The organism is Algoriphagus terrigena DSM 22685, from assembly GCF_000429445.1.
In the GTDB taxonomy this organism is placed as follows: domain Bacteria; phylum Bacteroidota; class Bacteroidia; order Cytophagales; family Cyclobacteriaceae; genus Algoriphagus; species Algoriphagus terrigena.
The window spans coordinates 122,964-149,396 of the sequence record NZ_AUBW01000010.1 but is presented as its reverse complement, the minus strand read 5'-3'; the positions used below and the strand labels follow the sequence as shown (position 1 = coordinate 149,396).

Annotated in this window: 25 protein-coding genes; 10 read left to right on the top strand and 15 right to left on the bottom strand. The window is 48.6% G+C overall.

Features of this window, described 5'->3' with window-relative positions:
• Window positions 1-233: 233 nt before the first annotated feature.
• The gene (locus G459_RS0110850) at window positions 234-1,379 is read left to right on the top strand and encodes a DNA polymerase III subunit gamma/tau (protein ID WP_026967681.1); all 1,146 of its coding nucleotides are present in this window, start codon (window positions 234-236) and stop codon (window positions 1,377-1,379) included.
• A 113-nt stretch (window positions 1,380-1,492) separates the two neighbouring features.
• On the top strand, window positions 1,493-1,969 hold the full coding sequence (locus tag G459_RS0110845) for a hypothetical protein (RefSeq protein WP_157373314.1): 477 nt from the start codon (window positions 1,493-1,495) through the stop codon (window positions 1,967-1,969).
• Here G459_RS0110845 and G459_RS0110840 read toward each other — a convergent pair.
• The 4 genes from G459_RS0110840 to G459_RS0110825 form a co-directional block, all read right to left on the bottom strand.
• Entirely contained in the window at window positions 1,966-2,958 is a 993-nt protein-coding gene (locus G459_RS0110840) for a DUF3078 domain-containing protein (protein WP_026967679.1), read from the bottom strand. The genes G459_RS0110845 and G459_RS0110840 overlap by 4 nt on opposite strands.
• A gap of 23 nt (window positions 2,959-2,981) precedes the next feature.
• On the bottom strand, window positions 2,982-4,574 hold the full coding sequence (locus G459_RS0110835; protein WP_026967678.1) for a LysM peptidoglycan-binding domain-containing protein: 1,593 nt from the start codon (window positions 4,572-4,574) through the stop codon (window positions 2,982-2,984).
• A gap of 61 nt (window positions 4,575-4,635) precedes the next feature.
• Entirely contained in the window at window positions 4,636-5,280 is a 645-nt protein-coding gene (locus tag G459_RS0110830; RefSeq protein WP_026967677.1) for an O-methyltransferase, read from the bottom strand.
• Window positions 5,281-5,283: 3 nt separating this feature from the next.
• Entirely contained in the window at window positions 5,284-6,510 is a 1,227-nt protein-coding gene (locus tag G459_RS0110825; RefSeq protein WP_026967676.1) for a M16 family metallopeptidase, read from the bottom strand.
• Window positions 6,511-6,741: 231 nt separating this feature from the next.
• Between G459_RS0110825 and G459_RS0110815 the strand changes: the two genes are divergently transcribed.
• Window positions 6,742-8,031 carry an aminopeptidase P family protein gene (locus tag G459_RS0110815; protein ID WP_026967675.1) on the top strand — a complete coding sequence of 430 codons (1,290 nt, stop codon included), beginning with the start codon at window positions 6,742-6,744 and terminating at the stop codon, window positions 8,029-8,031.
• 135 nt (window positions 8,032-8,166) lie between these two features.
• On the opposite strand, the gene G459_RS0110810 is transcribed toward G459_RS0110815, so the two are convergent.
• The 6 genes from G459_RS0110810 to G459_RS0110785 all read right to left on the bottom strand — a co-directional run bounded on the left by G459_RS0110810 (window position 8,167) and on the right by G459_RS0110785 (window position 12,421).
• Window positions 8,167-8,664, bottom strand: a complete 498-nt coding sequence (locus G459_RS0110810; RefSeq protein ID WP_026967674.1) for a hypothetical protein — start codon at window positions 8,662-8,664, stop codon at window positions 8,167-8,169.
• Between the two features lie 192 nt (window positions 8,665-8,856).
• Window positions 8,857-9,687: a translation elongation factor Ts gene (gene tsf / locus G459_RS0110805; RefSeq protein WP_026967673.1), complete on the bottom strand. Its 831-nt coding sequence runs from the start codon at window positions 9,685-9,687 to the stop codon at window positions 8,857-8,859.
• 116 nt (window positions 9,688-9,803) lie between these two features.
• A complete protein-coding gene (rpsB, locus tag G459_RS0110800) occupies window positions 9,804-10,565 on the bottom strand; it encodes a 30S ribosomal protein S2 (RefSeq protein ID WP_026967672.1) in 762 nt (253 codons plus the stop codon).
• 38 nt (window positions 10,566-10,603) lie between these two features.
• Complete coding sequence (gene rpsI, locus G459_RS0110795) at window positions 10,604-10,990, bottom strand: 30S ribosomal protein S9 (RefSeq protein WP_026967671.1); 387 nt, start codon at window positions 10,988-10,990, stop codon at window positions 10,604-10,606.
• A gap of 11 nt (window positions 10,991-11,001) precedes the next feature.
• On the bottom strand, window positions 11,002-11,445 hold the full coding sequence (gene rplM / locus G459_RS0110790) for a 50S ribosomal protein L13 (RefSeq protein ID WP_026967670.1): 444 nt from the start codon (window positions 11,443-11,445) through the stop codon (window positions 11,002-11,004).
• Between the two features lie 265 nt (window positions 11,446-11,710).
• A complete protein-coding gene (locus tag G459_RS0110785) occupies window positions 11,711-12,421 on the bottom strand; it encodes an RluA family pseudouridine synthase (protein WP_026967669.1) in 711 nt (236 codons plus the stop codon).
• A 165-nt stretch (window positions 12,422-12,586) separates the two neighbouring features.
• Between G459_RS0110785 and G459_RS0110775 the strand changes: the two genes are divergently transcribed.
• Window positions 12,587-13,390, top strand: coding sequence for a HipA family kinase (locus G459_RS0110775; RefSeq protein ID WP_026967668.1), 804 nt, complete (start codon window positions 12,587-12,589; stop codon window positions 13,388-13,390).
• Complete coding sequence (locus G459_RS0110770; protein ID WP_026967667.1) at window positions 13,368-13,751, top strand: DUF3037 domain-containing protein; 384 nt, start codon at window positions 13,368-13,370, stop codon at window positions 13,749-13,751. The genes G459_RS0110775 and G459_RS0110770 overlap by 23 nt, the downstream gene beginning before the upstream one ends.
• Before the next feature lie 20 nt (window positions 13,752-13,771).
• Here the strand turns inward: G459_RS0110770 and G459_RS0110765 are convergent, their stop codons facing one another.
• The 3 genes from G459_RS0110765 to G459_RS0110755 all read right to left on the bottom strand — a co-directional run bounded on the left by G459_RS0110765 (window position 13,772) and on the right by G459_RS0110755 (window position 16,457).
• Complete coding sequence (locus G459_RS0110765) at window positions 13,772-14,824, bottom strand: sensor histidine kinase (RefSeq protein ID WP_026967666.1); 1,053 nt, start codon at window positions 14,822-14,824, stop codon at window positions 13,772-13,774.
• A 3-nt stretch (window positions 14,825-14,827) separates the two neighbouring features.
• Window positions 14,828-15,517, bottom strand: coding sequence for a response regulator transcription factor (locus G459_RS0110760; protein ID WP_026967665.1), 690 nt, complete (start codon window positions 15,515-15,517; stop codon window positions 14,828-14,830).
• 151 nt (window positions 15,518-15,668) lie between these two features.
• Window positions 15,669-16,457: a DUF3108 domain-containing protein gene (locus G459_RS0110755; RefSeq protein WP_026967664.1), complete on the bottom strand. Its 789-nt coding sequence runs from the start codon at window positions 16,455-16,457 to the stop codon at window positions 15,669-15,671.
• A gap of 180 nt (window positions 16,458-16,637) precedes the next feature.
• Here G459_RS0110755 and recA point away from each other — a divergent pair, with 180 nt between their 5' ends.
• The 5 genes from recA to G459_RS0110730 all read left to right on the top strand — a co-directional run bounded on the left by recA (window position 16,638) and on the right by G459_RS0110730 (window position 23,220).
• Window positions 16,638-17,666: a recombinase RecA gene (recA, locus tag G459_RS0110750; protein WP_026967663.1), complete on the top strand. Its 1,029-nt coding sequence runs from the start codon at window positions 16,638-16,640 to the stop codon at window positions 17,664-17,666.
• A 244-nt stretch (window positions 17,667-17,910) separates the two neighbouring features.
• Entirely contained in the window at window positions 17,911-19,233 is a 1,323-nt protein-coding gene (locus G459_RS27245; RefSeq protein ID WP_051315167.1) for a hypothetical protein, read from the top strand.
• A gap of 25 nt (window positions 19,234-19,258) precedes the next feature.
• Window positions 19,259-20,083, top strand: a complete 825-nt coding sequence (locus G459_RS28945; RefSeq protein WP_026967662.1) for a glycerophosphodiester phosphodiesterase — start codon at window positions 19,259-19,261, stop codon at window positions 20,081-20,083.
• A 6-nt stretch (window positions 20,084-20,089) separates the two neighbouring features.
• The gene (locus G459_RS0110735; RefSeq protein WP_026967661.1) at window positions 20,090-21,412 is read left to right on the top strand and encodes a CehA/McbA family metallohydrolase domain-containing protein; all 1,323 of its coding nucleotides are present in this window, start codon (window positions 20,090-20,092) and stop codon (window positions 21,410-21,412) included.
• A 17-nt stretch (window positions 21,413-21,429) separates the two neighbouring features.
• Window positions 21,430-23,220 carry a TIM-barrel domain-containing protein gene (locus tag G459_RS0110730; RefSeq protein WP_084454468.1) on the top strand — a complete coding sequence of 597 codons (1,791 nt, stop codon included), beginning with the start codon at window positions 21,430-21,432 and terminating at the stop codon, window positions 23,218-23,220.
• Between the two features lie 93 nt (window positions 23,221-23,313).
• Here the strand turns inward: G459_RS0110730 and G459_RS0110725 are convergent, their stop codons facing one another.
• Together G459_RS0110725 and G459_RS0110720 are read right to left on the bottom strand one after the other, a co-directional pair.
• On the bottom strand, window positions 23,314-24,708 hold the full coding sequence (locus G459_RS0110725) for a neutral/alkaline non-lysosomal ceramidase N-terminal domain-containing protein (protein WP_026967659.1): 1,395 nt from the start codon (window positions 24,706-24,708) through the stop codon (window positions 23,314-23,316).
• 62 nt (window positions 24,709-24,770) lie between these two features.
• On the bottom strand, window positions 24,771-26,423 hold the full coding sequence (locus G459_RS0110720) for a SusD/RagB family nutrient-binding outer membrane lipoprotein (protein ID WP_026967658.1): 1,653 nt from the start codon (window positions 26,421-26,423) through the stop codon (window positions 24,771-24,773).
• Window positions 26,424-26,433: the final 10 nt, after the last annotated feature.

The following is a 26,433-nucleotide window of genomic DNA, read 5'->3' as shown; positions in this document are numbered from 1 at the left end:
ATTTACGAGGCCCCAGCGGTGTTTGAGCCGCTGAACTTTGGCAAACCGTGCAACCTTACCACTTTCCTGCCAAAAGGTGGAATGTTGAAGAACCCTGTATCCGACACCGGACATCCAGCATCCCACATTTTCCAATTTTCCAATCCCATTAAGCCTCAAATCCTTAGCGAAAAACTTTCCAAATGGGCGTTTTTCTGGCCTTCGGAATATTCACTTTTTTATATCTTGCAGCGATGGACAACTTCGTCGTTTCGGCAAGAAAATACAGACCGGCAGATTTCAAAAGTGTGGTGGGACAGATGCATATCACCACTACGCTTCAGAATGCCATTAAAAACAACCACCTCGCTCAGGCTTTCCTTTTCTGTGGACCTCGTGGAGTGGGGAAGACGACCTGTGCGCGAATCCTTGCCAAGACGATCAACTGTGAGAATGTCACCAGTGACAACGAAGCCTGCGGCAAGTGCGAGTCCTGCGTTTCTTTCCAAAACAATGCTTCTTTCAACATCTACGAGCTGGATGCTGCGTCCAACAACTCCGTAGACGACATCAGGAACCTCGTCGACCAAGTGCGCTATGCTCCGCAAAAAGGGCAGTATAAGGTCTACATCATTGATGAAGTTCACATGCTTTCGACAGCGGCCTTCAATGCGTTTTTGAAGACCCTGGAGGAGCCCCCCAAGTACGCCATCTTCATCTTGGCAACGACTGAGAAGCACAAGATTATCCCGACAATCCTTTCCCGTTGCCAGATTTTTGATTTTAACAGGATTCAGATCAAGCACATCTCTGAACACCTCAAGGAAATTGCGGAGAAGGAAAAGGTGGACTACGAGGAAGAGGCGCTTCGCCTGATCGCAACCAAAGCTGACGGAGCACTGCGGGATGCGCTTTCCATCTTTGATCTGATCGTGACCTATTCCGCCGGGAAAAAGGTGACGTACAAGGAGACCATCGATAACCTCAACATCCTCGATTACGATTATTATTTCAAAGTGGTGGATGCGCTTTTGGCAGAGGATCTGTCTGCCACACTACTGATCTTTGACGAGATTTTGAAGAAGGGATTTGACGGTCACAACTTCATCGTAGGACTGAGCGAGCACTTCAGGGACTTGCTGGTGGTGAAGGACGAGGCGACGGTTGAGCTTTTGCAAGTCTCAGAATCTGCCCGCGATCGCTACCTGCAACAGACGCAGCAGGCGTCGGTTTCTTTTTTGCTGTCAGCTCTCAATCAGGCAAATCAGTGTGACATCAACTACAAAACAAGCAAAAACCAGCGCTTGCACGTGGAGTTGGCCCTGATGAAGATGGCCAAGCTGCCTCAGGCGTTTCGACTGGCGACTCTTGCCAGCATCGAGCCAAAAAAAAAAGCCTGAGTGAACAAACCCAGCCGGTAGCTGAGGCTGATAAAGCCGTCGAGAGTGCGCCCGCTGACTTTTCCACTGCGAAAAAAAGCCCGGTAAAATCCACGATTTCCATTCCCACTAGCTTGAGTCATACCAAGAGATTGGTGGATGACAAGGCAAAGGAAAGTGAGGCTGCCAAGGTAGTTCCGACCCAAGAGACAGTGGAAGTCAAAGTCACGGGGTCTTCCATTACGCTGACGCAGGAACTGTTTGATCAGCATGTCTATGCCATTCGGGAGCATTTCAGAATCGCCGACAAAAAGATGGAGCTCGCGATCTTAGATCAGCCGATCAAAGTGAGGACTGAGGGAGAGGTCGTTCTGGAAGTGATGGGGCACATGCAAGAGGAGATAGCCGGAAAAATCAAGCAGGAACTGGTCGGACTGATTCGCCAGCTGACAGGAGCCGGTAGGGTTATTATTACCCTTGAACTGAAAGAGGAAGTGAGCAATGGCAAGCCCAAGCTCTACACCAACACTGACAAGCTGAATTTTTTAAGAGAAAAGCACCCGGCATTGGCTGAGTTTCAGCGGAAATTTGGCCTGGAAGTAGACTTTTAGAAGTCCAGCGAAATCCCAAAATTGATCAGATTTTGGAGTTGTACGGACTGCTTGGATGTGCCGTCATCTTGCTGGATATAGACATTCTCGTCGTAGATCACGGCTGTTTCGATGCGGGTTGAGATGAATTTGTTCACCTTCAGCCGGATGATCGAATTGAAATTCACGACCATGTTGCCGAAGCTCTCATAGTTGGAAAAGAGGTTGAGATCAGCTTTCCACGTGACATTTTCCATCAGCTTGAAATCGACTACCCCTACAGCAAAAGACATCCCGGCCTCGGCTCGGACGTTCTCACCTGGTACCACCCCGAATGCTCCCACGCTGCTCAGCGAGTCATTCATCACGATCGTGAATCTGCCCGTAAAAGGCGAGATGATCATGGATACTTTGCCCTTGTTTTCATAGGTCTTTCGCAGGTTTAATCCCGTGGAGGATTGCAGATATCCCGGGGAAAGGAGGTCTGAAATCTTTGTACGGACTTCAAATTCGCTACCTGCCGGTTTAGAATATTTATAACCCGGCATGAGCTGGGTTCTCGCATCCAACTGCGTACTCAGATACATGAGATTAGAGAGCTGTCGGCCGTAGTTGCTGACAAAGACAAAGTTGTCATTCGTTTTTCGGGTTTGAAACTCCCGGTCTCCCTGACGGTTGAAGCCAAGATTGACCGTGAGTTGGGTGTCCCAGACCTTGGTGTCTTTCTTGTAGTTGGCAAAGAGCGAAATACCGGAATTGAGCGCAAAGGAGCTCGAACCACCGGCCGCCCAGTTGCTCAAGGTGACTTGTTGAATGTTGAGGTTGTAGTTGCCGCCAGTCTTCCAAAAAATTTCCTTGACAGGCTCATCAACCAAGATCGAATCTCCCAACATCAGGAGTGTGTCTCCGTTGATCAGCACGGTGTCAGGAATTATCAGACGATCTTGCCCAAGCGCGGAGGCCCCAAAAAGGAACATCAGAACCCCAATGAAAAGAAAATTTTTACTCATTAATCGATGGTTTGGCGGGCAAATCAGGGCTTGAAGATAACCAAATTCTGCCCTATGCTGATGATGTTTTGACTTCCTATGTTGTTCCAGGACTTCAGTTCGTCTACTGAAACGCCGTATTTTTTCGAAATTGCAAAAAGTGTTTCGCCTTGCCGCACACTATGCATGACCCGGTTGGATCGGTTTGAGGTCGGGGGAGCGGACTGTCTTTGAATGGCCTCTGCAGGTCGGGTCTCTGTGGGCCGGCTCTCTGTGACCGCTATCTCGGTTCGCTTTTGGGGTGCAGCTTGATTGACAGGCATCACCGGGATGGATTCACCGCGTTTTCTTGGTTCCCTGAGGTTCAGTACCATACCGGCTTTCAGATCGGAGTCTTTTCTAATCCGGTTTTTGGACTTCAGCGAGGCCAGCCGGATTCCATATTTCTGGGAGATTGACCAGAGGGTTTCTCCCGGCATCACGACATGCGTCTCGACGTCGGCGCTACTCTTCTTCTTTTCGGTATAGTAGTACTTGCCCGTTTCGATACGCGCTTCCGGATCTAAGTCATTTAGCTTGAGAAACTTCTTTTCCTTCAGTCCGATTTCCTGCGAAAAACGCTCCGGGGAAGTTGTTTTTGCAGCCTGCACCCCATCAAGTTCATTGACGGTGATTTGGTTTGGCTGACTGGCCTTGGTCGTGTTACCGGAGATCCTCGGATAGGACGAGGCCTGCTTGTAGGCCGGTGAGTTTTTCGCGGAGGCAGAATAGGTTTGGTTTGCTTCTGGTTTGTCCTTGGCGACTGCCGGCTCAAGTGGCAACGAGCCATCTTTGACAAAGAACAGCGTATGAGAACCTGCTGGGACTTTCCCGTTGCCGGCCCATTTGTTGAATTCTTTGAGATGAGCCTCCGTGACTCCGAATTGCTTGGACAGGGCTGCCATGCTCGCCGGGCCTTGCACCGTGATTTCCGTCAAGCGCGGCTGATTGGATACAAAGACGAAAGTCTGATTTTCAAAGGCGATCTTATGAGCGAGATACTTTTTGAAGTACCAATGGGTATTTCTGTCGATTTCGACGACTTTTTTACCGGAGTACTGGCTTCCAAAATAGCTTTTCGCGCCTCCAAGCCCCATTTGATAGGAGACTAGAGCCGTCATCCAGTTGTCCAGTTGGTTGTTGTGTTTTTTGAGATAGGCCGCTGCGCCGCGAGAGGAGGCAGCGATATTCTTGCGGTCGTCCACTTGGGCATCGACGCGCATTCCCACTTCTTCGGCGGTGCCCTGTTTGAACTGCCAAAATCCCACCGCATTAGAAGTCGAAACGGCGTCTGGGATCAGGCCGCTTTCCTGGATGACCAGATACTTCAGATCGTCCGGCACGCCTTGATTACGCAGTTCCCGCTCCACGATCGGAAGGTAGAGATTGACACGGTCCTGTTTGACTTTGAAATAGGAGGGGTTTCGATATTGGGCGTCGACGTCCAACTGGATCTCCCGCTGAGCTTGGGGGGTGATCTTGAGTGTCAGATCGGCAAAATCCAGCTGAGCCGGAACCTGCGGGATCTGAGCCAAAAGTGGATGAATACAAAGAAACTGAACTAGGAAAAGAAGGGTGCGGTATTGCCGGGATTTCATCGAAAATCACTTTCGTGTTACGTTGCCCTTGTCTGCAAAAATGATTCCCTTTTTATCGGAATCAGAGTTTTCTTGCCATCAACACCCCATCGCGAATCGGGAGCAGGACATTTTCCACGCGTGGGTCATCTTGGACTTTTTGATTGAAATCCAAAAGTGCCCGCGTATCCTTGTCCACCTTTTGCCCTTCCTCTACCAGGATCTTGCCCGACCAGAGTACATTGTCTGCCAGGATGATCCCTCCGCTTGGGACTTTGTCAATTATCAGATCAAAATATTCCGAATAGTAAAACTTATCCGCGTCGATGAACACGAGGTCAAAAGGGCCATCCAAGGTAGGGATGACTTCTCTGGCATTACCGAGGCGGTAGTCGATTTGATTGGCGAGTCCGCTTTCTTCAAAGAATCCCCTCACCATCGGCTCCAGCTCATCGTTGATGTCGAGCGTGATGAGTTTGCCGTCGGGCCTCAACCCCCTGGCTAGACAAATCCCGGAATATCCCGTGTAGGTGCCGATCTCCAGGATGGTTTTTGGCTGAAGCATTTTTGCAAAAAGCTCAAGCATCTTACCCTGCAAGTGGCCCGAGATCATCCGGGGCATCAGTACCTTGGCCTGCGTTTCACGGACGATTTTCTTCAAAAGCGCATCCTCGGAGCTTGTAATTGTCTCACAATAGGCTAGAAGTGCCGGATCAAATAATTCCATTGGTCAATTAGGAGTGTAGATGAGATAGCTAAGTTGCTCGGGATTGAAGATTTCCTGCGCGATGTCCTGAATCTCCTCCGCAGTGGTCTGTCTGATTTTGTCAAAGATCACCTCGAGCGGATCGATCTTCCCGTGATCAATCAGGCTTTTGCCGTAGACCAGCATCAGCGCTGCGTAGTTTTCCTCCGCCATGGCCATCTGTCCAACGGCTTGTTCTTTGGCCATGTGAAGTTGGATGCTTCCCAGTTTTTTGCTGCGGAGCTTGTCCATTTCCCGATGCACGATGGCGAGGGATTTTTTTAGAGTCTTTTCTTCCGTGCCAAAATTGATCCCGAAGAACCCGGTGTCCGAGAAAGTCTGGTAGGTGGACTCAATGCTGTAGACGTACCCATAATTTTCGCGGAGCGCAAGATTCAGCTTGCTATTCATGCTCGGCCCACCCAGGATATTGTTGAGCAGATAGAGTTTGAAACGGTTTTTGTCGTGGAGGGAAAAGGCCGGCCTCCCGATCGCACAAAGCGACTGGGTGACGTCCCGCTGGACGGTTTTTCGCTTTGGCATGTAGTCATGGAAGCCATTTCTGACGTAGAGAGTGTGCTTGGGCTGTATCTCGGAAAGTGGCCCCACGATCACTTTGAGCGCCTTTTCGAAGGTGATATTGCCCACGACAGAGAAGATAATCTCTGAAGTGTCGAGTCGGCTGGAGATGAAGTCGAAGAAATCCTGCTGTGAAAATCTGGAAACGGTCTCCTCAGTGCCCAAGATGTTTCGCCCCAAGGCGTGATTTTCGAAAACCAACTCGTCGAGTTCGTCCTGGATCGAATCGTCCGGAGAATCGCGATACATGGCCATTTCTTCGAGGATCACCTGCCGCTCTTTTTCGATTTGCTTGCTTGGGAATGTGCTGTTGAAGGTGATGTCGAAGAGCAATTCGGCAGCTTTGGAATAGTGGTCCTTGAGCACAGAGGCGTAGAAGCAGACCTTTTCCTTGGTAGTGTACGCGTTGAGTTCGCCGCCGAGCGACTCCAGTCGGTTGATGATGTGAAAGGATTTGCGCTTGTGGGTACCTTTGAAGGCCATATGCTCCCAAAAATGGGCGAGCCCCTCCAGTTCTTTGTCTTCGTCTCGACTTCCGATATTTAAGATAAATCCGCAATGCACTACCCGGGTATGTGTGACTTGTTGGTGAACAATCCGGATGCCGTTTGCCAATTCCTTGATTTGGTACATGAATTCAGGTTTGAAATTGAAAGTAGCGAAAAAATCAGCTTTTTATCTTCTTGGGATTAGCCTTAAGTTTGCGGGCTGGGTTTTCTTCCGGTTTTGCTAACAAGAAATGACCGTTTCGGGTTTGTTTCCTCCAGCTGAAAAGATAAAAATGATGCAGAAAAACCAAACCCAGCCCTAATTTGTCTGCAAAAACGGGCTGATAAAACTGAACTGAGCACTGTCAATAAGAACATGAAATACACCCCACTACCCAACCAGCTTTATATCCGAAACCGCGCAAAATTCGCTGCAAAAATGGCAAAGAACGCCGTTGCGATTTTCAACTCCAATGACATCATGCCGACGAATGCGGACGGGACGATGAAGTTCAGACAGAACAATGATCTATTTTACCTCTGTGGGATTGATCAGGAAGAGACAATCCTGCTGATCGCGCCGGACTGTCCCAATCCGGCTTGGCGCGAGGTTCTGTTTTTGAGAGAAACCAATGAACACATCGCTGTCTGGGAAGGGCACAAATACACGAAAGAGGAAGCTGAGACTGCGTCAGGAATCAAAAATATCCAATGGCTTTCTGCTTTTGACCAAATCTTTAACTCGGTGATGGCGCTTTCTCAGCGGATTTACCTGAATACCAATGAGCATCTGCGTGCGGGAGTGGTGGTGGAGACCCGCGATGCCCGGTTTATCAAATCCTGCAAGGAAAAGTTTCCTTTGCATGCCTTTGATAGAGCTGCTCCGATCATGCATGAACTGAGAGGGATAAAGGAGCAAGAGGAAATCGATCAGCTGCAGATTGCGTGTGATATCACAGAGAAGGGATTTCGGAGGATTTTGTCTTTCGTCAAGCCTGGAGTAACCGAGTACGAAATCGAGGCGGAGTTTATCCATGAATTCATCAGAAACCGAAGCAAAGGATTCGCTTATGAGCCGATTATCGCTTCGGGATCCTCAGCCTGTGTGCTTCATTATATTGAAAATAACAAAGCCTGCAATGAAGGAGAACTGATCCTGTTGGACGTAGGAGCGGAGTACGGGAACTACAACGCCGATATGACCCGGACGATCCCTGTCAGTGGGAGGTTCACGGCGCGGCAGCGAGCAGTGTATGATGCGGTGCTGAGAGTTCACCGCGAGGCTTCCAATATTTTGAGACCCGGAACCAATATCCAGGATTATCACAAAGAGGTCGGCCTGATCATGCAGTCGGAACTTGTGGGGCTTAGTCTGATCGATCAGACAGATATCAAAAATCAGGATCCAAATTGGCCAGCCTTCAAAAAGTATTTCATGCACGGGACTTCCCACCACTTGGGTTTGGACGTGCATGATGTTGGGACGATGCACAATCCAATCCAGCCGGGAATGGTGTTCACCGTAGAGCCGGGGATTTACATTCCTGCAGAAGGGTTTGGAATCAGATTGGAAAACAACATCGTGATTCAGGAAAACGGGTATTTCGATCTGATGCGCAATATCCCGATCGAGGCGGAGGAGATTGAGAGTTTGATGAATTCTTAAGCAGATTCTTTGATGGGCAACTTTTCCAAAGTTTCAAACTTTGGAAAAGTTTATCAGAGCTAGAAATAAGAAAACCCTCTCAGATCGCTCCGAGAGGGTTTTTGGTTTTATGGATATTGCTTTTTATGGTGCCTTTTAATGCTCCAGAGTTATCTCAGCTATAGTATTTTCGGGAGCTGTTTCCGTATCCCAAAGGACTGCTCCATCTTGCGAGACTTTGGCTATGAAAGTTGGGCGGTCTGCTGAATTGAAGGTGAAGGTCAACGTGTCCGCTATAGTTTCATTCCATTGGATAAAGCCTTCAATTTCTTTTTGACTGCCCGTATGTTCAAAAAAGAATTTTACCCCGTGTACTCCATTCTCCTCAAATGGCATCACACCGTAAGGATAATCCAAAACTGCTCCAGGACTTTCGTATTTCACCATTTTGGCTTCTCCGTTTTCAATAAGAAATAGTCGCGTTTTGCTCAGGTCAATGGCCCCTTCCGTTTTGGGATCAAGTAGATTTGAGCCTTCACTATTACGTAGATTCACGAAGAAGTGCTCGGAACTTGGTGGTGCTAAGCTTGGCTCCAAGCATCCTGTCAACAGAAATACGATCAAAATTGAGCAGAAAAAGGAAAGAATTTTCATGGAATATGGAAAAGAGATCTTGGTTTAAAAACTCAAAACAGAAGAAGTTAACCGATCAGTTAGTTTATGTAATAATATTGTAATTACTAACATCATCCAAACAGTACTAAAAAATATTTTCATAACCACTTAAAGAAAAAAAACCTCTCGGATCGCTCCGAGAGGTTTTTTATTGGAATGTGAATCGGAAAATTATCCGATGGAGATTCTTTTGAATGCGTTTACAGTCAGGCCTTTGCTCACACCGTCCAGATATTGAGCGATAGACTTGGAGTTGTCTTTCACAAACTGCTGGCTCAACAACGTGTTTTCTTTGTAGAACTTAGCCAATTTGCCCAGAGCGATTTTTTCCAACATTTCTTCAGCTTTGCCTTCAGCTCTTGCCTGCTCTTTTCCGATTTCGATTTCTCTCTCTACAGTAGATGAATCGACGCCGTCTTTGTCCACAGCGACAGGGTTCATCGCTGCGATCTGCATCGCTACGTCTTTTCCTGCTTCTTCCACGTCAGTGCCAGAAGTATTAGTCAGACCTACCAACACGCCCAATTTACCATTGGAGTGGATGTAAGGGATTACCGCTTCAGCACTGATGATCTCGAAGTGAGAGATGTCGATCTTCTCGCCGATTCGGCCAGTCATTTCGATGATTTTCTCAGCTACGGTGATGTTTTCGATAGGGAGAGCCAATACAGCGTCTTTGGATTCAGAGCCATTAGCCACGGCCAGATCGATCAGCGTGTTTGCAAACTCGCCGAATCCTTCGTTTTTAGCTACGAAGTCAGTCTCGCAAGTCAAAGAAAGCAGGATGCCTTTGGTGCCGTTTTCGGCTACGCGGGTTACTACTACTCCTTCTTTGGTCTCACGGTCAGCTCTGGAAGCAGATACTTTTTGACCTTTTTTTCTGAGGATGTCTACTGCTTTTTCGAAGTCGCCTTCAGCTTCTGTCAAAGCTTTTTTGCAGTCCATCATACCGGCACCGGTCATTTGTCTCAGTTTGTTTACGTCTTGTGCAGTAATTGCCATTGTGTGATCTGTTTATTTTTTTAAACGGGATATAGTTCTTTAATCAGGATAAAACAAAAAATTGAACATCGACCGGAGCCGGATGTTCAATTCTTTATTTCAAAATAGAATGTGGATTATTCTTGTGTTTCAGCGTCCACAGCTCTTTTTGCTTCTTCCTCTTCAGAAAGTTTAGCATCGTCCTTGTCTCTCTTTCTTTCTGAAAGACCTTCTTCGATAGCTGCACCGAATGCTTTCACCAGCAAAGAAACTGATTTGAAGGCATCGTCATTGGCTGGGATAGGGAAGTCCACCTCGTTCGGGTTGGAGTTAGTATCTACCAATGCGAAAACCGGAATACCAAGTTTTTGAGCTTCAGCGATCGCAATGTGTTCTCTTTTGATATCCACTACGAAAAGAGCTGCAGGAAGTCTGCTCAGGTCGGCAATACCGCCCAAAACGCTTTCCATCTTCTCTTTGTCGCGGCTTACCATAAGACGCTCTTTCTTAGCCAAGTTCTTGTAAGCGTCCTCTTTCATCAGTTTTTCAAGACCTGACATTTTTTTGAGGGACTTACGGATAGTAGCGAAGTTGGTCAGCATACCACCTAACCATCTTTCGGTCACGTAAGGCATGTTCAGACGCTGTGCTTCTGCAGCTACCAAGTCTTTGGCTTGCTTTTTTGTAGCGACAAACATTACTTTTTTGCCGGAACGTACGATTTGCTTGATTGCGTTGGATGCTTCGTCGAGGCAAGCAAGCGTTTTGTTGAGGTCGATAATGTGGATACCGTTCTTCTCCATAAAGATATATGGAGACATTCTTGGATCCCACTTTCTCGTCAAGTGTCCGAAGTGAACACCAGCATCCAGTAAGTCTTTGTATTCGATTTTTGACATGAATGAAATTGTTTTCTATTGAATGAAGAGAGTTCCTATTAACGTTTGGAGAACTGGAATCTTCTTCTTGCTTTTCTACGTCCTGGCTTCTTACGTTCCACCATTCTAGGGTCACGGGTAAGGAAGCCTTCTTTTTTCAATGCTGATCTGTGCTCAGCGTCGAACTCACACAAAGCTCTGGAGATCGCCATACGAGCTGCTTCAGCTTGTCCTTTGATTCCGCCACCGTCCACATTGATTTGGATGTCGTAGTTGCCGTCCACGCCCACCAGGGTCAAAGGCTGCTTTACTACGATTTGATGCAAATCAAACGGGAAGTAAACTTCGATTGCTTTGTCGTTTACGGTGATTTTGCCATTTCCTGGAGCCATGTAAATACGGGCTACAGAGGTCTTTCTTCTACCGATTTTGTTGATCATTTCCATGATTTAGGAGATTAAAGTGTGATGGCTTGTGGCTGCTGTGCTGCATGAGGATGCTCAGCACCTTCATACACGTACAGGTTACCGTACAACTTGCTTCCCAATCTGTTTTTAGGCAACATGCCTCTTACAGCTTTCTCAATCAAAATCGTTGAAGACTTCTGCTTCAACAGTTTTGGGGTAGAGATTCGCTGTCCGCCTGGGTAACCGGTGTGGCGCACGTATACTTTCGCGTCCCACTTGTCACCTGTCAGTCTGACTTTGTCTGCGTTGATTACGATGACGTTGTCACCACAATCCACGTTGGGAGTGAAGCTAGGCTTCGTTTTCCCTCTCAAGATTTTTGCTACCTCACTAGCCAATCGTCCTAGAATCGCAGCTTGGGCATCCACTACCACCCACTGCTTTTCTACTGTGGAAGAATTGGCTGAGATGGTTTTATAGCTCAGAGTATCCACTGTGTAACTGTTTAATTTTTAGCTTGTTATTTATTTATCGACCCCAAAAAGGGACACAAAGATAGAAGTATTTTATTTTGCATGCAAACTATTTTCATTACTAACTCCTAATTTTCATGTGGTTACAATCCTTTTTAATTGTCACATGGGATCTCGAGCTGCTCCTGACTCTGATTTTGAGTCTGTTTTGCGATGCTCGATTTCATAGGCTTAGCAAAACTTCCCGCAAAGGAAATTTGGGCTTCGGTCTCTGATATGCTCGCCTCTAAGCATTTTTCTCCAACTGCTGGACTAATACCTGAAAGTCCTTGGGGTAGGGGGCATCGACTTTAATCGGATTGCCGTCCAGACCTGCAAAGACGATCGAAAACGCGTGCAACGAGACCCGCTGCATGATCGGTAGCTCCTCGGTGTCTTTTTTGAGATTGAAGCGACGCTTGAGTGAAGATAGGTACAAGGTTTTGCCGCCGTAAAGTGTATCGCCGCATATGGGCGATTTGAGGTAAGCCAGGTGTACTCTGATCTGGTGCAGACGACCTGTGATCGGTCTGCATTCCACCAGCGTATGTGCCCAGTAGGTTTTCACAGTATGGAAAAACGTCTGAGCAGGCTTCCCGTCTTTACTGACTTTGGCGATTCCTTTGTTGTTTGCCAAGAGATTCCGGTCTACCAACTCATGGTTGAATTCCTTGATTCCCTCGACCACAGCGTGATAGATTTTTTCAACTTCCCTGTTTTCAAACTGCATGGCCAAATGCCTGTAGGCCGCCGGATTCTTGGCAATCACCAGACATCCTGAAGTTTCCTTATCCAATCTGTGGCACAGCTGAGAATCGGGGGTGTGTGCCTTGGCTAAGTCTAGGATGTTCTGCGCCTCGTGCCTATCGTCTAAGCTTGATAGGTACGGTGGCTTATTGATCACCAGGTAATCCGCATTTTCGAACAGAATAAGATTTTCAAAATCTACTTTCTTCATGGATCTCCTGCCTCTTCAATTAGGCTGCAAAAGTAGGGAATCGATCGGTCGGAAAAAAGCAGGCAGCCAAAAGAGCCTGACAATGTGGAGGCAAGTGGAAAAATAGGCCGTCAGAGCGTCTGGTTCTGAAGTTTTCGGGTTTTATTTGTTTTCTTTTTTAAGCCAATGTACGAAAGCAACCTTTTGAATTCACTCCGACTGGTCAATGTGACCCGGTACGTGATGCCGCTCCGGGAGGGCGGATCCTTACCCGCTTTGGCGGAAGCAGATGATGGGTTCAATTATGTGCTAAAGTTTAAGGGGGCTGGACAGCGCGAAAAGGCTCTGATCGCAGAGCTCCTCGGAGGAGAGTTGGCGAGGAGGCTGGGATTTAAAGTGCCGGAACTCGTTTTTGCCAACTTGGACGAAGCTTTTGGAAGGTCTGAGGGCGATGAGGAAATCCAGGATTTACTCAAAAGTAGCCAAGGCTTGAATCTGGCTTTACATTTTCTGTCAAAGGCGATGACTTTTGATCCCGGCGCATCCCAAGTCGATGAATACCTGGCCTCGCGTATTGTCTGGTTTGATGCGTGGATTACCAATGTGGACCGCACCTTTCGCAATACAAATCTGCTGATCTGGAACAAGGAACTTTGGCTGATTGACCACGGCGCTGCGTTCCTTTTTCACCATTCTTGGGACAACTGGGAGAAGCATGCCCTGAGCCCATTTGCTGTTATCAAGGATCACGTGCTATTGCCCAAAGCGACCCAATTGGAAAAGGTGAATGAAGAGATGAGGGCCTTGATCACTCCGTCACTCATCACCGAAGTGGTGGATATACTGCCGGACGAATGGATTTTGGCCGGAAGAGACACTGAAACGGCCGAGGAAGCGCGAGAAGTATATTCAGCTTTTCTAAAACTAAGGCTGGAAAATTCTGAGGTATTTATAAATGAGGCCAGCGATGCAAGGAAAGCACTTATTTGAGTACGCGCTGATCCGGCTGGTTCCCCGTGTGGAGCGGGAGGAGTTTGTGAATGTCGGTGTGGTGGTCTGCTGCAAGCGACAGAATTTCATTGCGTGTAAGATCCATCTTCACGAGCAAAAATTGCTGGCTTTGGATCCGGATGTCGATCTCGATCTCGTGCGGCGTTATTTGGATTCTTTTGAGAGAATCTGCAAAGGGGAAAACCCGGAAAATCCCATTGCTCTTCTCGATGCTTCATCACGGTTTAGATGGCTGACTGCGATGCGAAGCTCGATGCTGCAGACCTCGCGTCCGCACGGGGGATTCTCTGAAGATTTAGTGGAGACTTTGACCTGTCTTTTTCAGGAATACGTAGCCTAACGCGACGTCGCAGAGAAACGCTAGTCCGCTTTTTTCTCTTTTTCCAAAGGAAGTGAAAAACTAAAGATAGATCCTTTTCCTACGGTCGAACTGACGGAGATCTTGCTCTTGTGGCCTTCCAGGATGTGCTTGACGATGGCTAGTCCAAGTCCAGTTCCGCCCTTTTCTTTGGAGCGGCTTTTCTCCACCCGATAGAATCGCTCAAAGATCCGCTTCAGATCCTCGGGTGGGATGCCCTGACCGGTGTCTTTGACATCGACTTGGACGTTGTTCTTGTGGGTTTTGACAGAGACTTTGACCTCGCCTCCGTTGTGGTTGTAGTTGATGCCGTTGAAGATCAGGTTTTGGCAGACTCGGTAGATCTTGGGGCGATCTGCATGAGTGATGTAGGTTTTTTCGGGATCAAAGTCCAGCTTGATCGTCACTTCCCGCTTGGAGGCTTTGTGCTCGAGCTGCTCGATTACTTCTTGCAAAAGCTCCCTCAAGTCAAACTCCGTAAAGGTAAATCTGACGGCGCCGCTTTCCATCTGGTTTAGCGTGAGCAAATCCTGAACGAGAATATCCAAAGAATCCAGGCTTTTGGCAGCCCGCTTCAGGAATTTCATCCGAACCTGCTTGTCCTCTATCGCGCCATCCAGCAGTGTGTGAATGTATCCCTGTGTGGCAAAGATTGGGGTCTTGAGCTCGTGGGAGATGTCGGCGATGAATTCCCGGCGAAACTCTGCCGTTTTTTGCAGCGTGTCGATTTCCTTCTGCCTTGCCAAAGCATAGGAATTGATCACGGAATTGATCTTGCGCAGCGGGGAAAGTGACGAGCGAAGTGACTTGTCCTGAATCTCCGAGAGGTCTTTTCGCTGGATTTTCTCCAGCAGAGCATAGATGTTGCCTATCTCACGAAACACCAGAAACTCCAGTGTAATATTGATCAGCAGGTAGGAGACAGAAAAGGTGAGCCCAGTCGCGACCAGCAAGATTGCCGGAGTGCTATCAGGCATCAGGGAAAGAAACGCTGCCACGAGGACGGAGATGGCAAAAGCCAAAATCAAAGAAATTCCCCTGGAAGTGGTCAGCATTTTTTATCCCAAATCGAACTTATACCCTACGCCTTTGACAGTAGAGATGTAGTCTTCGCCGATCTTCTCGCGGACTTTTCGGATGTGCACATCGACCGTACGAGCCAACACAAATACATCCGATCCCCAGATATTATGGAGTAATTCGTCTCTACCGAAAACTATATTAGGGTTTTTGGCAAGGAAATACAACAGCTCAAACTCCTTCTTGGGCAGTGTGATGGTCTTGCCGGACTTGTCGATCGTATAGCTGCCCCGATCGATGGTCAGGTCTTTGATCTTGATCTGGGTTTGTTCCTGGTCCTTTTTGGATTCTCTGCGAAACAGCGCGGAGATCCGGCTCATCAACGCCCGCGGTTTGATCGGCTTGGTGATGTAATCGTCCGCCCCGACGTCAAAGGCCGCCACTTCGGAGTATTCTTCCATGCGGGCAGTCAGGAATATGATAAAAGTGTTTTTCAATTCCGGAATCTGGCGGAGCTGGAGGCAGGTCTCCACGCCGTCCTGATTGGGCATCATGATGTCGAGCAAGATCACGTCTGGATGAAACTTGGCAGCGGTCTTCACCGCTTTGATTCCGTCTTCGGCCGTGGCCACATCATATCCTTCTTTCTGAAGGTTGTACTTTAAGATCTCTACAATGTCCGGCTCGTCATCTACGACCAGGACTTTGATCTTTTGCTTTTCGCTCATCGAGGAATTGCTTTAAGGTTCGGTTAAAATTACAGAATATTTGAGGATAGGAGCCAAACAAAAATTGGTGAATACCCGCAATTGTTCAGAAAATTGAAGAATTCTGGCGCCGACCTTGCGCAATGTTAAGCGAATATTAATACAAGGTAAGCTAGTTGTTTCGTAGTCCTTTAGCCGAGGAGATGTCGATGTTCAGCGAGCCGATGAACAGGTTGGCTTTGATCTTTACGGGGATCTTGTTCTGGTCTTTAGTGACCCAGACTTTGACCGGATAGTCTCCTCTGAAGAGTTTGTTCTTTGGGACCTGAGGCGAAAAGATATAGGTGTCGACGAGCCCAAGACTGGTCTGGATCTGCTCAGTACCCTCGTATATTAATTTTAGGTTATATATTTCTTTATCGAAGAATCCGGTGATCAAGACGGCCTGTCCTTTTTTGAGATTGGTCAGATCCATGGATCTGAGATAGTAAAAGCCACTCACCAGATCCTGGACGTTGCCCGGCAGCTTGAATTCCTTGGAGTCCTTTACCGTTCTGTTGTCCCGGTCATAGAGCTCCATCTTGGCCTTGCGGTTTGGTTGGTCAAAAAACACCTTCTCGTTCTTCCGGTATTTGCCCTCCTCGATGTTTCTATAGGAAAGAGATGGAAGCAGTGTGCTGGTGTCCACGTGTGTGCCCCAGTTGTCGTTGACCTTGCCAAAGATCGTCGCGGCGCCTTTGGTCTTTCCGTAGGCGTCGATCTTGAAATGGGGCCGGGACTGTTCGTGGACGGCACGTCTGGCGATCTGAAGCCTTGCTTCGGCTAGGTTCAGCCAGCCATAGGAAACTTCGAATTGCAACTCCTCACCAAATGTAAAGGCGGAATTTCCTGAGCCCGCCTGACTCCATACGATTGAAGTGGCGGAGAAGAAGAGAAGCAGGACCCTGAAAGCTGTTTTCATTTGATGCTTGACAATACCTGACAATTTTCTGGTTTTTTGAAAGGTATCAGGGAAAAAAGAGTCGTTTGGTTGATTAAAAATACGAATTTGGTCCTCGGAAACAATAGGACTGGCAACCTTGGTTATGCCTTCATCTTTCGTTACTTTCACCAACATTTGAATCTTTACAATTTTGAAATCATGAGTAATAACGCAGAAAAACTGAAAGCTTTGCAGCTAACGATCGATAAGCTGGAAAAAACATACGGAAAAGGTACCGTAATGAAGCTTAGCGATAATAAAGTACAGGATATTCCGGTCATTTCCACAGGTTCTTTGGGCTTGGACATGGCATTGGGAATCGGCGGTATTCCGCGTGGCAGAGTCATTGAGATCTACGGACCGGAGTCCTCCGGTAAGACCACCCTGACGATGCACTGCATTGCTGAGGCGCAAAAAGCCGGCGGACTTGCTGCGTTCATCGATGCCGAACATGCTTTTGACAAACACTATGCCGAGAAGCTGGGCATAGATACCGAAAACCTGCTGATCTCCCAGCCGGACAACGGAGAGCAAGCCCTGGAAATCGCTGAGCACCTGATCCGTTCCGGCGCGATCGACATCATCGTGATTGACTCCGTGGCGGCTTTGGTGCCAAAGGGAGAACTGGAAGGCGAAATGGGGGAAAGCAAGATGGGCCTTCAGGCGCGATTGATGTCTCAGGCTCTCCGAAAGCTCACCGGAGCGATCAACAAGACGGGCTGTGCCTGTATTTTTATCAACCAGCTTCGTGAGAAAATCGGCGTGATGTTCGGTAATCCTGAGACTACGACCGGTGGAAATGCCTTGAAATTCTACGCGTCAGTCCGTCTGGACATCCGTCGCGTCGGCCAGATCAAAGAAGGCGCAGACAATATCCTGGGTAACCGCACCCGAGTGAAAGTGGTCAAAAACAAAGTAGCGCCGCCGTTCAAAGTCGTGGAGTTTGATATCATGTATGGCAAAGGGATCTCCAAAGTTGGAGAGATCATTGACTTGGGCGTGGAGCTGGAGATCATCAAAAAGGCAGGGTCTTGGTTCTCATACAATGGAGAGAAACTCGGTCAGGGACGGGATTCGGTCAAGAACCTTTTGCTGGACAATCCTGAGCTGATGGATGAGCTGGAGCAGAAAATCAAGTCCGCTTCCGGACTGTTGCCAACTGAGCCGACTCTTTCTATCGAAGAATAATCGAGCATGAATCTTATTTGAAAAAGGAGGCTTTTGCCTCCTTTTTTGTTTTTAAGTGAAGTAGGAGATTTCCTTCGCTCGTAGTGTGTTTCTCCGGTTCAGTTTTTTCTGTTAAAAGACTAAACAATTTGATCGGCTGGCTGATAAGGATAGCCTATTTTTTAGAAAATGAGGTAGTACAATAGTCTGAGATTCTGTCCCATTGGATCGTAGGCCGTTTTCACCCAAACTCATCTAACACATCATGATCCTAAAATCAAAAAATCCAAAGATTTGGTATTGGCTGGGCTGTTGCCTGGTCTTTTTTGTTTTGAATCTACCACTAACGGTACAGGCTCAGGGAGGCTTGAAAGTAGGAGCGGCCAAGCGAATGCTGACTCCCGATCCTTTGCTCCCGGTCTCCGGGGGGATGGGCACGCCGGGCCTTTCCACCGAAAAGCGTGGCGACCTCTGGGTTCGGGTGATGGTATTAGAAAACAACGGAACTCGGGTGGCTTTTGTCGGAATCGATAATCTGGGGTGGCCAGCGGCATTGGGCGACCAATCAAGGGCTTTGATCCAAGGCATCCCTGCAGAAAATATCCTGATCGGTGCTACGCATACGCACAGCGCTCCGGATGCTTATGGTTTTCCCAATGAAAAAGGGGAAATCAATGCCGATATGAAGTACCTGAGCTGGTGCGTGCAGCAGATCGCCGATGCGGTCAATGAGGCCGTAGCCAATCTGGAATCTGCTGAGCTGAAAACTGCTGTCGGAGAAGCCAAGGGAAAGATTGCATATAACTACTACGCTCCGGCACTGTATGACCCCCGCTGTGGAGTGATCCAAGCGCTGGGAACTGAGGGGAAGAATAAGGGGAAAGTGATAGCCACGTTGGTCAACTATGCGGTGCATCCGGAGGTGATCGGAAGTGGCAGAGGAATTACCTCTCCGGATCTTTGCGGCCCGCTGTATGATCGGATTGAGTCCCGAGTTGGTGGGGTGGCGATCTTTATGAACGGCGCTCAGGGTGGCATGGTGACTGCGGACAACCGCGTCTCGGAAGGAAAAGAAGCCAGCGACTATGAAGAGTGTACCCGCATCGGGAATCTGCTGGCAGACCAAGCTTTGGAGATCATCGGCACGGCAACCGCTCAGGTCAATCCGGTCATTCACAACGCCGTGATTTCAGCGGAGTTTGTGGTGGATTCGCCTGAGATGCAGTTTATTCTGAAAAACTCCCCCCACAAATACAAAGTGGCGGATGGCAACAAAGTGACCACCCAGATGAATCTGGTGAACGTGGGAACCGCCCAGATCCTGACGATTCCGGGAGAGGCATTACCCAATATTGGCTTTTACCTGAAGCGAAAGATGAAAACCGATCAGGCCTTCCTTTTTGGTCTGACCAATGATGCTTTTGGATACATCCTGGCGAAGGAGGATTTCAACAGCTTCAAGCGCTACGAATATGTCAGCCGAACCAGCCTGGGAGAAAAGACCGGCCCCGCTTTGGTGGAGCAATCGCTTGACTTGATCGAGAACTCTCCATCAGCCGAGGGCTTTGTGCCAAAAGGCTCCAATTGATCTCGTTTTGATCCCCTCTGAAAAAATGAGCAATAGTGCAGGCATCAAAAAAGGGATGGTGACGGTCTTGCTTAGTTTGGCCAGCACCTTCCTTTTTGCTCAAAATCCACTTCCAGCTCCAAAACACGGTGATCTATATGTGATTGCCCACAGAGGAGCGCATCAGGGGATTCCCGAAAACTCGCTCGCGGCCTACCAGAAAGCCATTGATTTGGGCTGCGATTTTATCGAGATCGATGTCCGCACCACTAGTGATGGAGAGATTGTCAGCATACACAATGCAACGATCGATGCCTACGTCCTGCAAAAAAAGGGGAAGGTGAGCGACCTGACATTGCAGGAGATCCGAGACTTGGACATCGGAGAAAAAGTCGGACCGGAGTGGAAGGGGACACAGGTGCCGACTTTCGAAGAGATTTTAGAATTGAGTGCAGGCAAGATCGGGATCTATCTGGATCTCAAGGATGCTGATCCTCAGATGCTGATCCCTTTGCTGCGCAAATACGACATGGCACAGACGACCGTCTGGTATCTGGGCGCTGCGCAAAGGGAACTGATCCAATCTATCCAAGGTCAATGTCCGGAATGTCTGGTCATGCCGGATCCGAGCGCTGAGGCTCACATTTCCAAAGTGGTTGAAATGTATCAGCCAAAAATCCTGGCTACCGACATGGGGCAGCTGACGCCAGGCTTTGTAAAGGAGGCTCATCGGCTCAGGTCCATGGTGTTTGTGGATGACCGGGTTGCCAATGTGCAAGAATGGAAGCAGATTCTCAGCTTTGGCACAGATGGGATTCAGACAGACCAACCCGAAGCCTTGATTAAGTATCTTCAATCTTTACCAAACTAGACAGCTATGATCAAGCGGATTTTTAAAGTTGTTTTCGCAATTGTATTCGTCGGTTTGGTACTTCTATTGGGCTATCTTTTCACTGGCCCTTTGTACAACAAATGGGTGGTTTATCCCCGGATGGATGAGGCTAGACAGACCATTTGGGATTCGTACAGGAAGCCATTCGAGGTAATTCCATTGGCAGCGTATTCCGGAGTGACCCATGCGCATTCCTATTGGTCGCATGACAGTCGGGGAAGCTTGAAGGAAATTCTCGATGGAGCCAAACAGGCCGAGTTGGACTTTATCTTCTTTGCCGATCATGCCCGTGACAAGCTGGATACTTTTCCGAGATCCTTTCATGGTGTTTTTGAGGGTGTATTGTTCGAGGCTGGCACTGAGACCAGTGGCAACTATGGGGGCGGAATGATGCTCACGCCGTTGCGCGAAGGCATATTGGATCTAAGTGTTCCTGAAGATTCCCTTATTCACCGGGTGGTGTCTCAGGGCGGATTGGTGACGTATGTCCATTCGGAGAAAGACCACGATTGGGACAACCCCGATTATCAGGCCATGGAGATCTATAATATCCATACCGATCTGTTGGATGAGGAGGGCGGCTTGATGCCATTTCTCCTCAACCATCTGGTCAATGGAGAGAAATATCGCCACTGGGCCTATCGGGAACTTTATGATAAGCAAACGGCCATTCTTGCAAACTGGGATCGGATCAACCAAACTCGAAAGGTCACCGGAGTCGGCTCGGTGGATGCGCACAACAATCAAAACATCCGCGCTCGCTACCTTGAAGATGGTCAAGTGGAATGGGTGGGCAACAATGCCAAAACCCTCAGTATCCGTGAACCGGGCCTTTTGGAGAAAATCCTGCTGCATGAGCCGAATGAAAACGGCTGGGCATTCAAATGGGAGCTCGATACCTACTTTCACTCCTTCAACTTTGTGAATAACCATGTTTTCTCTTCGGGATTTTCCTCTGAGAAAATCAAGGAAGGAATTGAAAAAGGGAATGCTTTGGTGGCTTTCGAAGGTCTTGCCAAAGCAGATGGCTTTCAGTACTTCGCGCTGAACACTGAAAAAGAGTTGGCGGGTATCCTCGGTGATTCAGTTTCTGTCCAAGACGTACATCAGCTGAAAGTCCTTTCGCCCTTTCCCGCACGCTTTCGCCTGATCCGTGACGGAGAGTTGCTTTTGGAGACGAAGGAAAACAGCTACGAATTTGAATTTTCTCCGGAAAATCAAATAGGCAACTATCGTATCGAGGCCGATCTCTGGCTGGCCGATCACTGGGTCAACTGGATCTTCACCAACCCGATCTCCTTGTATTAATTTGTAAATAAGTTTTGATGAGTAAGCAAATTGGAAGGCACTGGAAGAAAGTTGCATGGTTCTTTTTTTGGGTGCTGATCACGCTGGGCGGCTTGGCTTATGTCTTGTTTTTCTATCCTTTTCGGGGCATACCTTTCAATGCACAGCGGCACGGGAATCCCCCGTTGACACCAGTTTGGGCTCTGGAGTGCTGGCTTTGGGAAGACGACGTCAATACGGCAGCGTTTGTTGATGAACTGCTGGCTGGCTATGCCGAGCACGATATCCCGGTGCGGACGGTGATCTTGGACAGTCCATGGAGCTATCGATACAATGACTTTGACGTGGATACTCTTTTATATCCCAATCACAAGGATTGGTTTGCGCAGAAGCAAGACCAAGGCTATCGCATGGTACTGTGGATGACGTCTTATGTGAACAGTGTGAACAAAGGATTAGCGCTCAAGGATAGTCCGGAGTTTTTGGAAGAAGCAAAATCCAAAGGCTACCTCACTGGCGGGGGGAATATCATCAGCTGGTGGAAAGGGAAAGGCGGAGCGATCGACTACAGCAATCCCGAAGCTATGAAGTGGTGGAGAGGAAAGCAGGATAAGGTATATGAACTCGGCATTGACGGATGGAAACTGGATGGAGCGGCCACTTATAATGCTACTTGGATCTTTGGACTTCCGTTTTTCTATGTAACATCCGCGACCGGCTGGATGACGACCCGAACCTACATGGATCACTATTACCGCGATGAGCTGGCCTATGGGCTGAGCAAAAATTCGGAATTCACAACCCTGTCCAGAGGGATCGACCGAGGCTATCATCCGGAGGGATTTGCTCCCATCGAGGCCTCTCCTGTCAGTTGGGTTGGTGATCAAGAACACAAATGGGTGAGCCAAGAGTTGCTCGCTGAGCACGGTGAGGAAAAAGTCGATATAGCTTTGGAGGGAATCGAGGGATTTGAATCAGCGATCAACAGCATCCTGGAAAGCGCCCGCGTCGGCTATAATGTGATCGGCTCGGATGTGGCGGGTTTTTCCGGAAAAGAAATCCCTCCGAGACTCTACATTCGTTGGGCCCAGTTTTCAGCATTCTGCGGGTTGTTTATGAACGGGGGACACGGAGAAAGAAGGCTTTGGCTGCGAAGTCAGGAAGAGTTGGAGATCATCCGAGAGTACTCTTGGCTTCACACCGAACTCGTCCCGTACATGTACCATTATGTGGTGACGGGGCACGAGGGTGGAGCACTTTTGCAAAAGCCGATTGAACAGGGTGAGCATCAATATTACTTTGGGGAGGAGCTCTTGATCGCGCCGATTTTCAGAGATCAACAGAATTGGAATGTCTCTCTTCCGGCTGGAAAGTGGAGGTATTGGTTTGATGACCGGAAAGTAATTGAGGGGAAAGCCACTGTGAAAGGCGACTATGCGCTGGACAAATTCCCTGTATATATCAAAGCCGGAGCCATCATCCCGATGAACATCGAGCGGAGCTATACCGGTATCGGAAGTAAGGCCGATAAAGGATATCTAACGGTATTGATCTATCCGGATCTGGAGAGCCACTCGTTTGAAGTTCATTGCGAAAAGGCGGAAAGCACAGTCGTGTCCTATGAGAGAAAAGATACTGAACTGCATGTGAAACTGACTGGTAAAAAAGTGCCTCACGTGCTTAGAATCGTAATGGATTCAGCGCCATCCGAAGTTTTGCTCGATGGCCAAAAGTTGGGAAAGGACGAAGGCTACCACTACGATTCGGAGAAAGGGAAATTGGTAATTAAAACGCAAACCTATCAGAATGGAGTTTATGAGATCAAATAGATTTTCAGAACTCGGCAGTGAGAAGTCCAAAAATGAAAGAAGTCCCAAAAATTCGGGACTTCTTTCATTTTCTAGACCGTCGCCATCTAGGACTTATGGCTCGGCAATCTCCTCCAGCATAGTGCCCATCAGATCATTGATCATCGAATTATACGACGGGCCAAACCAGTTCATCAGCCTCGGCTCGTAGCCTTCCAAGTGATGGTATTTGCAGGGAATGATGTAACCGGTATAAGCGCCGTTGAAGCTGGTGACCATCGCTTGCATGTCCTTTGCTCCGGCGGTGTGTTTGTAGCCGATGGTGGTTTCTCCGCTGAAATCACTGGGGGTCGTACCCCAAACCAAACTGTCCAGCCGCGTGGCTTGTAGATAGACAGTTCCCACATCTGGAAAGAGTTTTTTAGCCCAAAACGGGCGAAGACGTAAGCCATCGGTGATTCGGAATTGGAATTCGGGAAGGTCGATCTCCAAAGTCATTGAGCGGACAGAGATGCTGTCCTTCATCCAGATCGTTGGAAGATAAGCTTGCACGGAATCGGCCAAGGCTTCGCCGAGGTATTTTGTCTTTTCAAACTCCTCTCCTTCCGCGTTGCGGTAGCTGTGACTTCCAACACTTCCAGCCAAGAAGATCGCCAGATCGAAGTCGCTTTCTTCCACTTTTCGCTGCCAATAGCCGGGATAATCACCGCTGACTTCGAGATTCGAACCTCCCAACGTGGTGGCGTGAGCATTGTATGATCCGATCAGGGCCTTCTTGCCATCCTTCTGCTGCAATTGGATCAGCATAAAATCCGGATCGATCTTGCCTTTTTCCCCGACCAGCCTATTTCTCATGAAATGCGAAATAGGCAAAGAGCCCATTCCGATTGACCCCGGCTTGAGATCTTGGATTGCAAGTGAGATGGATTCAAACACCTGCTGAGCAATCCAATCCGTCGCGTCCGGATTGTACGGCCCGTTGAAGGATTCGCCGATGTAGCCTTCAGACCAAGCGCCGATGCTGGAGTGAGTGTGCGTGGCGGAGAGAAGCAGGTCCGAGCGATCCAAACCCAGTTCAGTTTTAGCACGCTCGGAGACTTTCTTACTCACATCGGGAGGCATGATCAACAGGTCGGATCCTACGATCACCAGGGTGCGATTCCCGACTTTCAAAGCTACAGATTTGACATAAATACTGTCATGCACACCTTGGGCTACATCCTCGCGTCCCCCGTAACCGGAAAGTGGAATGCCGATAAATTTGCCGGAGGCCGCATCATTTGAATCCCCGTGAAGGGTTGGAGTGAGATTGACTTTGCTCAAGCCAATGGAAACTGCGCCATTCTCGGTCCGAATAGACTGCGTGAGGCTGTCGTATCGGAGTTGCGTTTCCGTATAATAATCTGTTTCAAAATAGGGGGTGAAATCTACTGGTTTTAATAAAACGACCAAGAGGATCAGAATCGCCAGGATGAAGTAGGCTAGAATTTTTAGGGCTTTTCGAAGCATAGTAGGGATAAACAAAGAGAGCCGCCAAATGCTGGCGGCTCTGAGGTGGTTAAGTAATTAAATCAATAAGGAAATCCGGTGCCTTGCAAAAGCCAGGTTTTGGACCACGCGCTATTTTTGGGGTCGGGTGCTGCGAAACTGGATTGCTCCAGTTCATCGATGGCACTGTTTACATTGGTGGTATTGAGAAGAATCTCATCCTGCATGTAGTAGAAGCGAAGTGGAATAGCCTGGCGCTTGGCATAAGGCCCAGTTTCCAGTTTAGGCAATCCAGTGCGACGGTAGTCGAACCATGCTTCGGAAGCTGCTGTCCAGCTGGCAATCCACTTTTGCTCAATGAGCTGTTCCAGAGTGCCATCGTATTTTCCGCCACCTGCGATGTAGGAATCATAGGCGCTGGCTATTCTCCAGGATTCCAGAGAGGCTTTGATTGCCGCTTCATAGTGTTCTTTTTGGCCACCGACAGCCCAACCTTTCATGGCGGCTTCTGACAGGATAAAATGAACCTCTGAAGCGCTCATCAAGCGGGCTTGAAGCAATGCTCCTACCGCTTCTTTGTACATTGGGTTGAGCTGGGAGCAATGAGGGTTCAGCGTTCCTTGAGCCAGATCAGGATTGAGGTTATACGCGCCGCCGGCAGGGGAAGAGGTAGGTAAGCCGATGTAGTCGGTCGCAGTGTTTAGCTCCTCGCCCCAGTTGGCCTCGTAGTCGTCAGCGATATTTTGCGCTACGTGTCTCACTCCGTCTATGATCTCATCGCGGTCATCTGCCCAAGTCGGCTCCACCACCAAAGGGATTTGGATCGGCTCTGCATATACGGCGATTCGAGGATCTTTGAGGCTTTTCAGCGCTTCCACTAAGGTCTCGGCGACCTTGATCCGATTATAGTTGCCGGAAGTACTCTTGTCGAAGACCGTATTGCTTGGCCAGGAATTTTCAGGTGTCGCACCGATATAGCTCATTCTCGTATCATCTGCTGTCGAGAGGATGATTGGGTACTGCCCCGGATTTGCCACGATCTTTTCGATCCCGGCTTTGGAGACAGCGGCCTCTTTGTTCGAGATCCGCATCAGATAGCGCAGGGACAGCGAATTGGCAAATTTTCTCCACTTCATGATGTCTCCCCGATAGTATACATCCTGGGTGGATGGAATACTTGGTCCGCTTCCTATCAGGAGTTCATTGGCTGTCTCCAAATCGGCCAAGATTCCCATATAGATGTCTCTCTGCGAATCGTACACCGGTTTGAGGCTGGCCTCGTCTCCTTTTTCTCCCTGAAGCGCTTGGGAAAACGGAGCGTCTCCCCAGAGGTCAGCGATCATGCCAAACAGGTAGGATTTCATGATCAAGCCCAATGCCTTGTGATGTGGGAGATCCAATTGCTCAGACTTCTTGATCATTTCGTCATTGGTTCGCAACGCCTCAAAGAAAGGCGTCCAGCTTTGGCCCTGCGAAGCCCAGTCGTAGTCATTGTGCCCGCTGGACCAGCCGTCTTTCTGAGTATGCTGTACCACTCCGGCGAGGTCGCCAAAGCCTAGCCCTACGACATTTTTACCGAGCTGCGTCTGGACGGTTGCCAAGAGCAGATTGGGGTGGCCGCTTGCGGGATCGACCCCATTTGGGTTGATGTTGAGCTCTTCCAGATTCATGCAGGAAAATGCCAACATGGAAAGTGTCAGGAAGATGCCGAGTTTTTTATATTTCAAAGTTTTCATCGAGATCAGT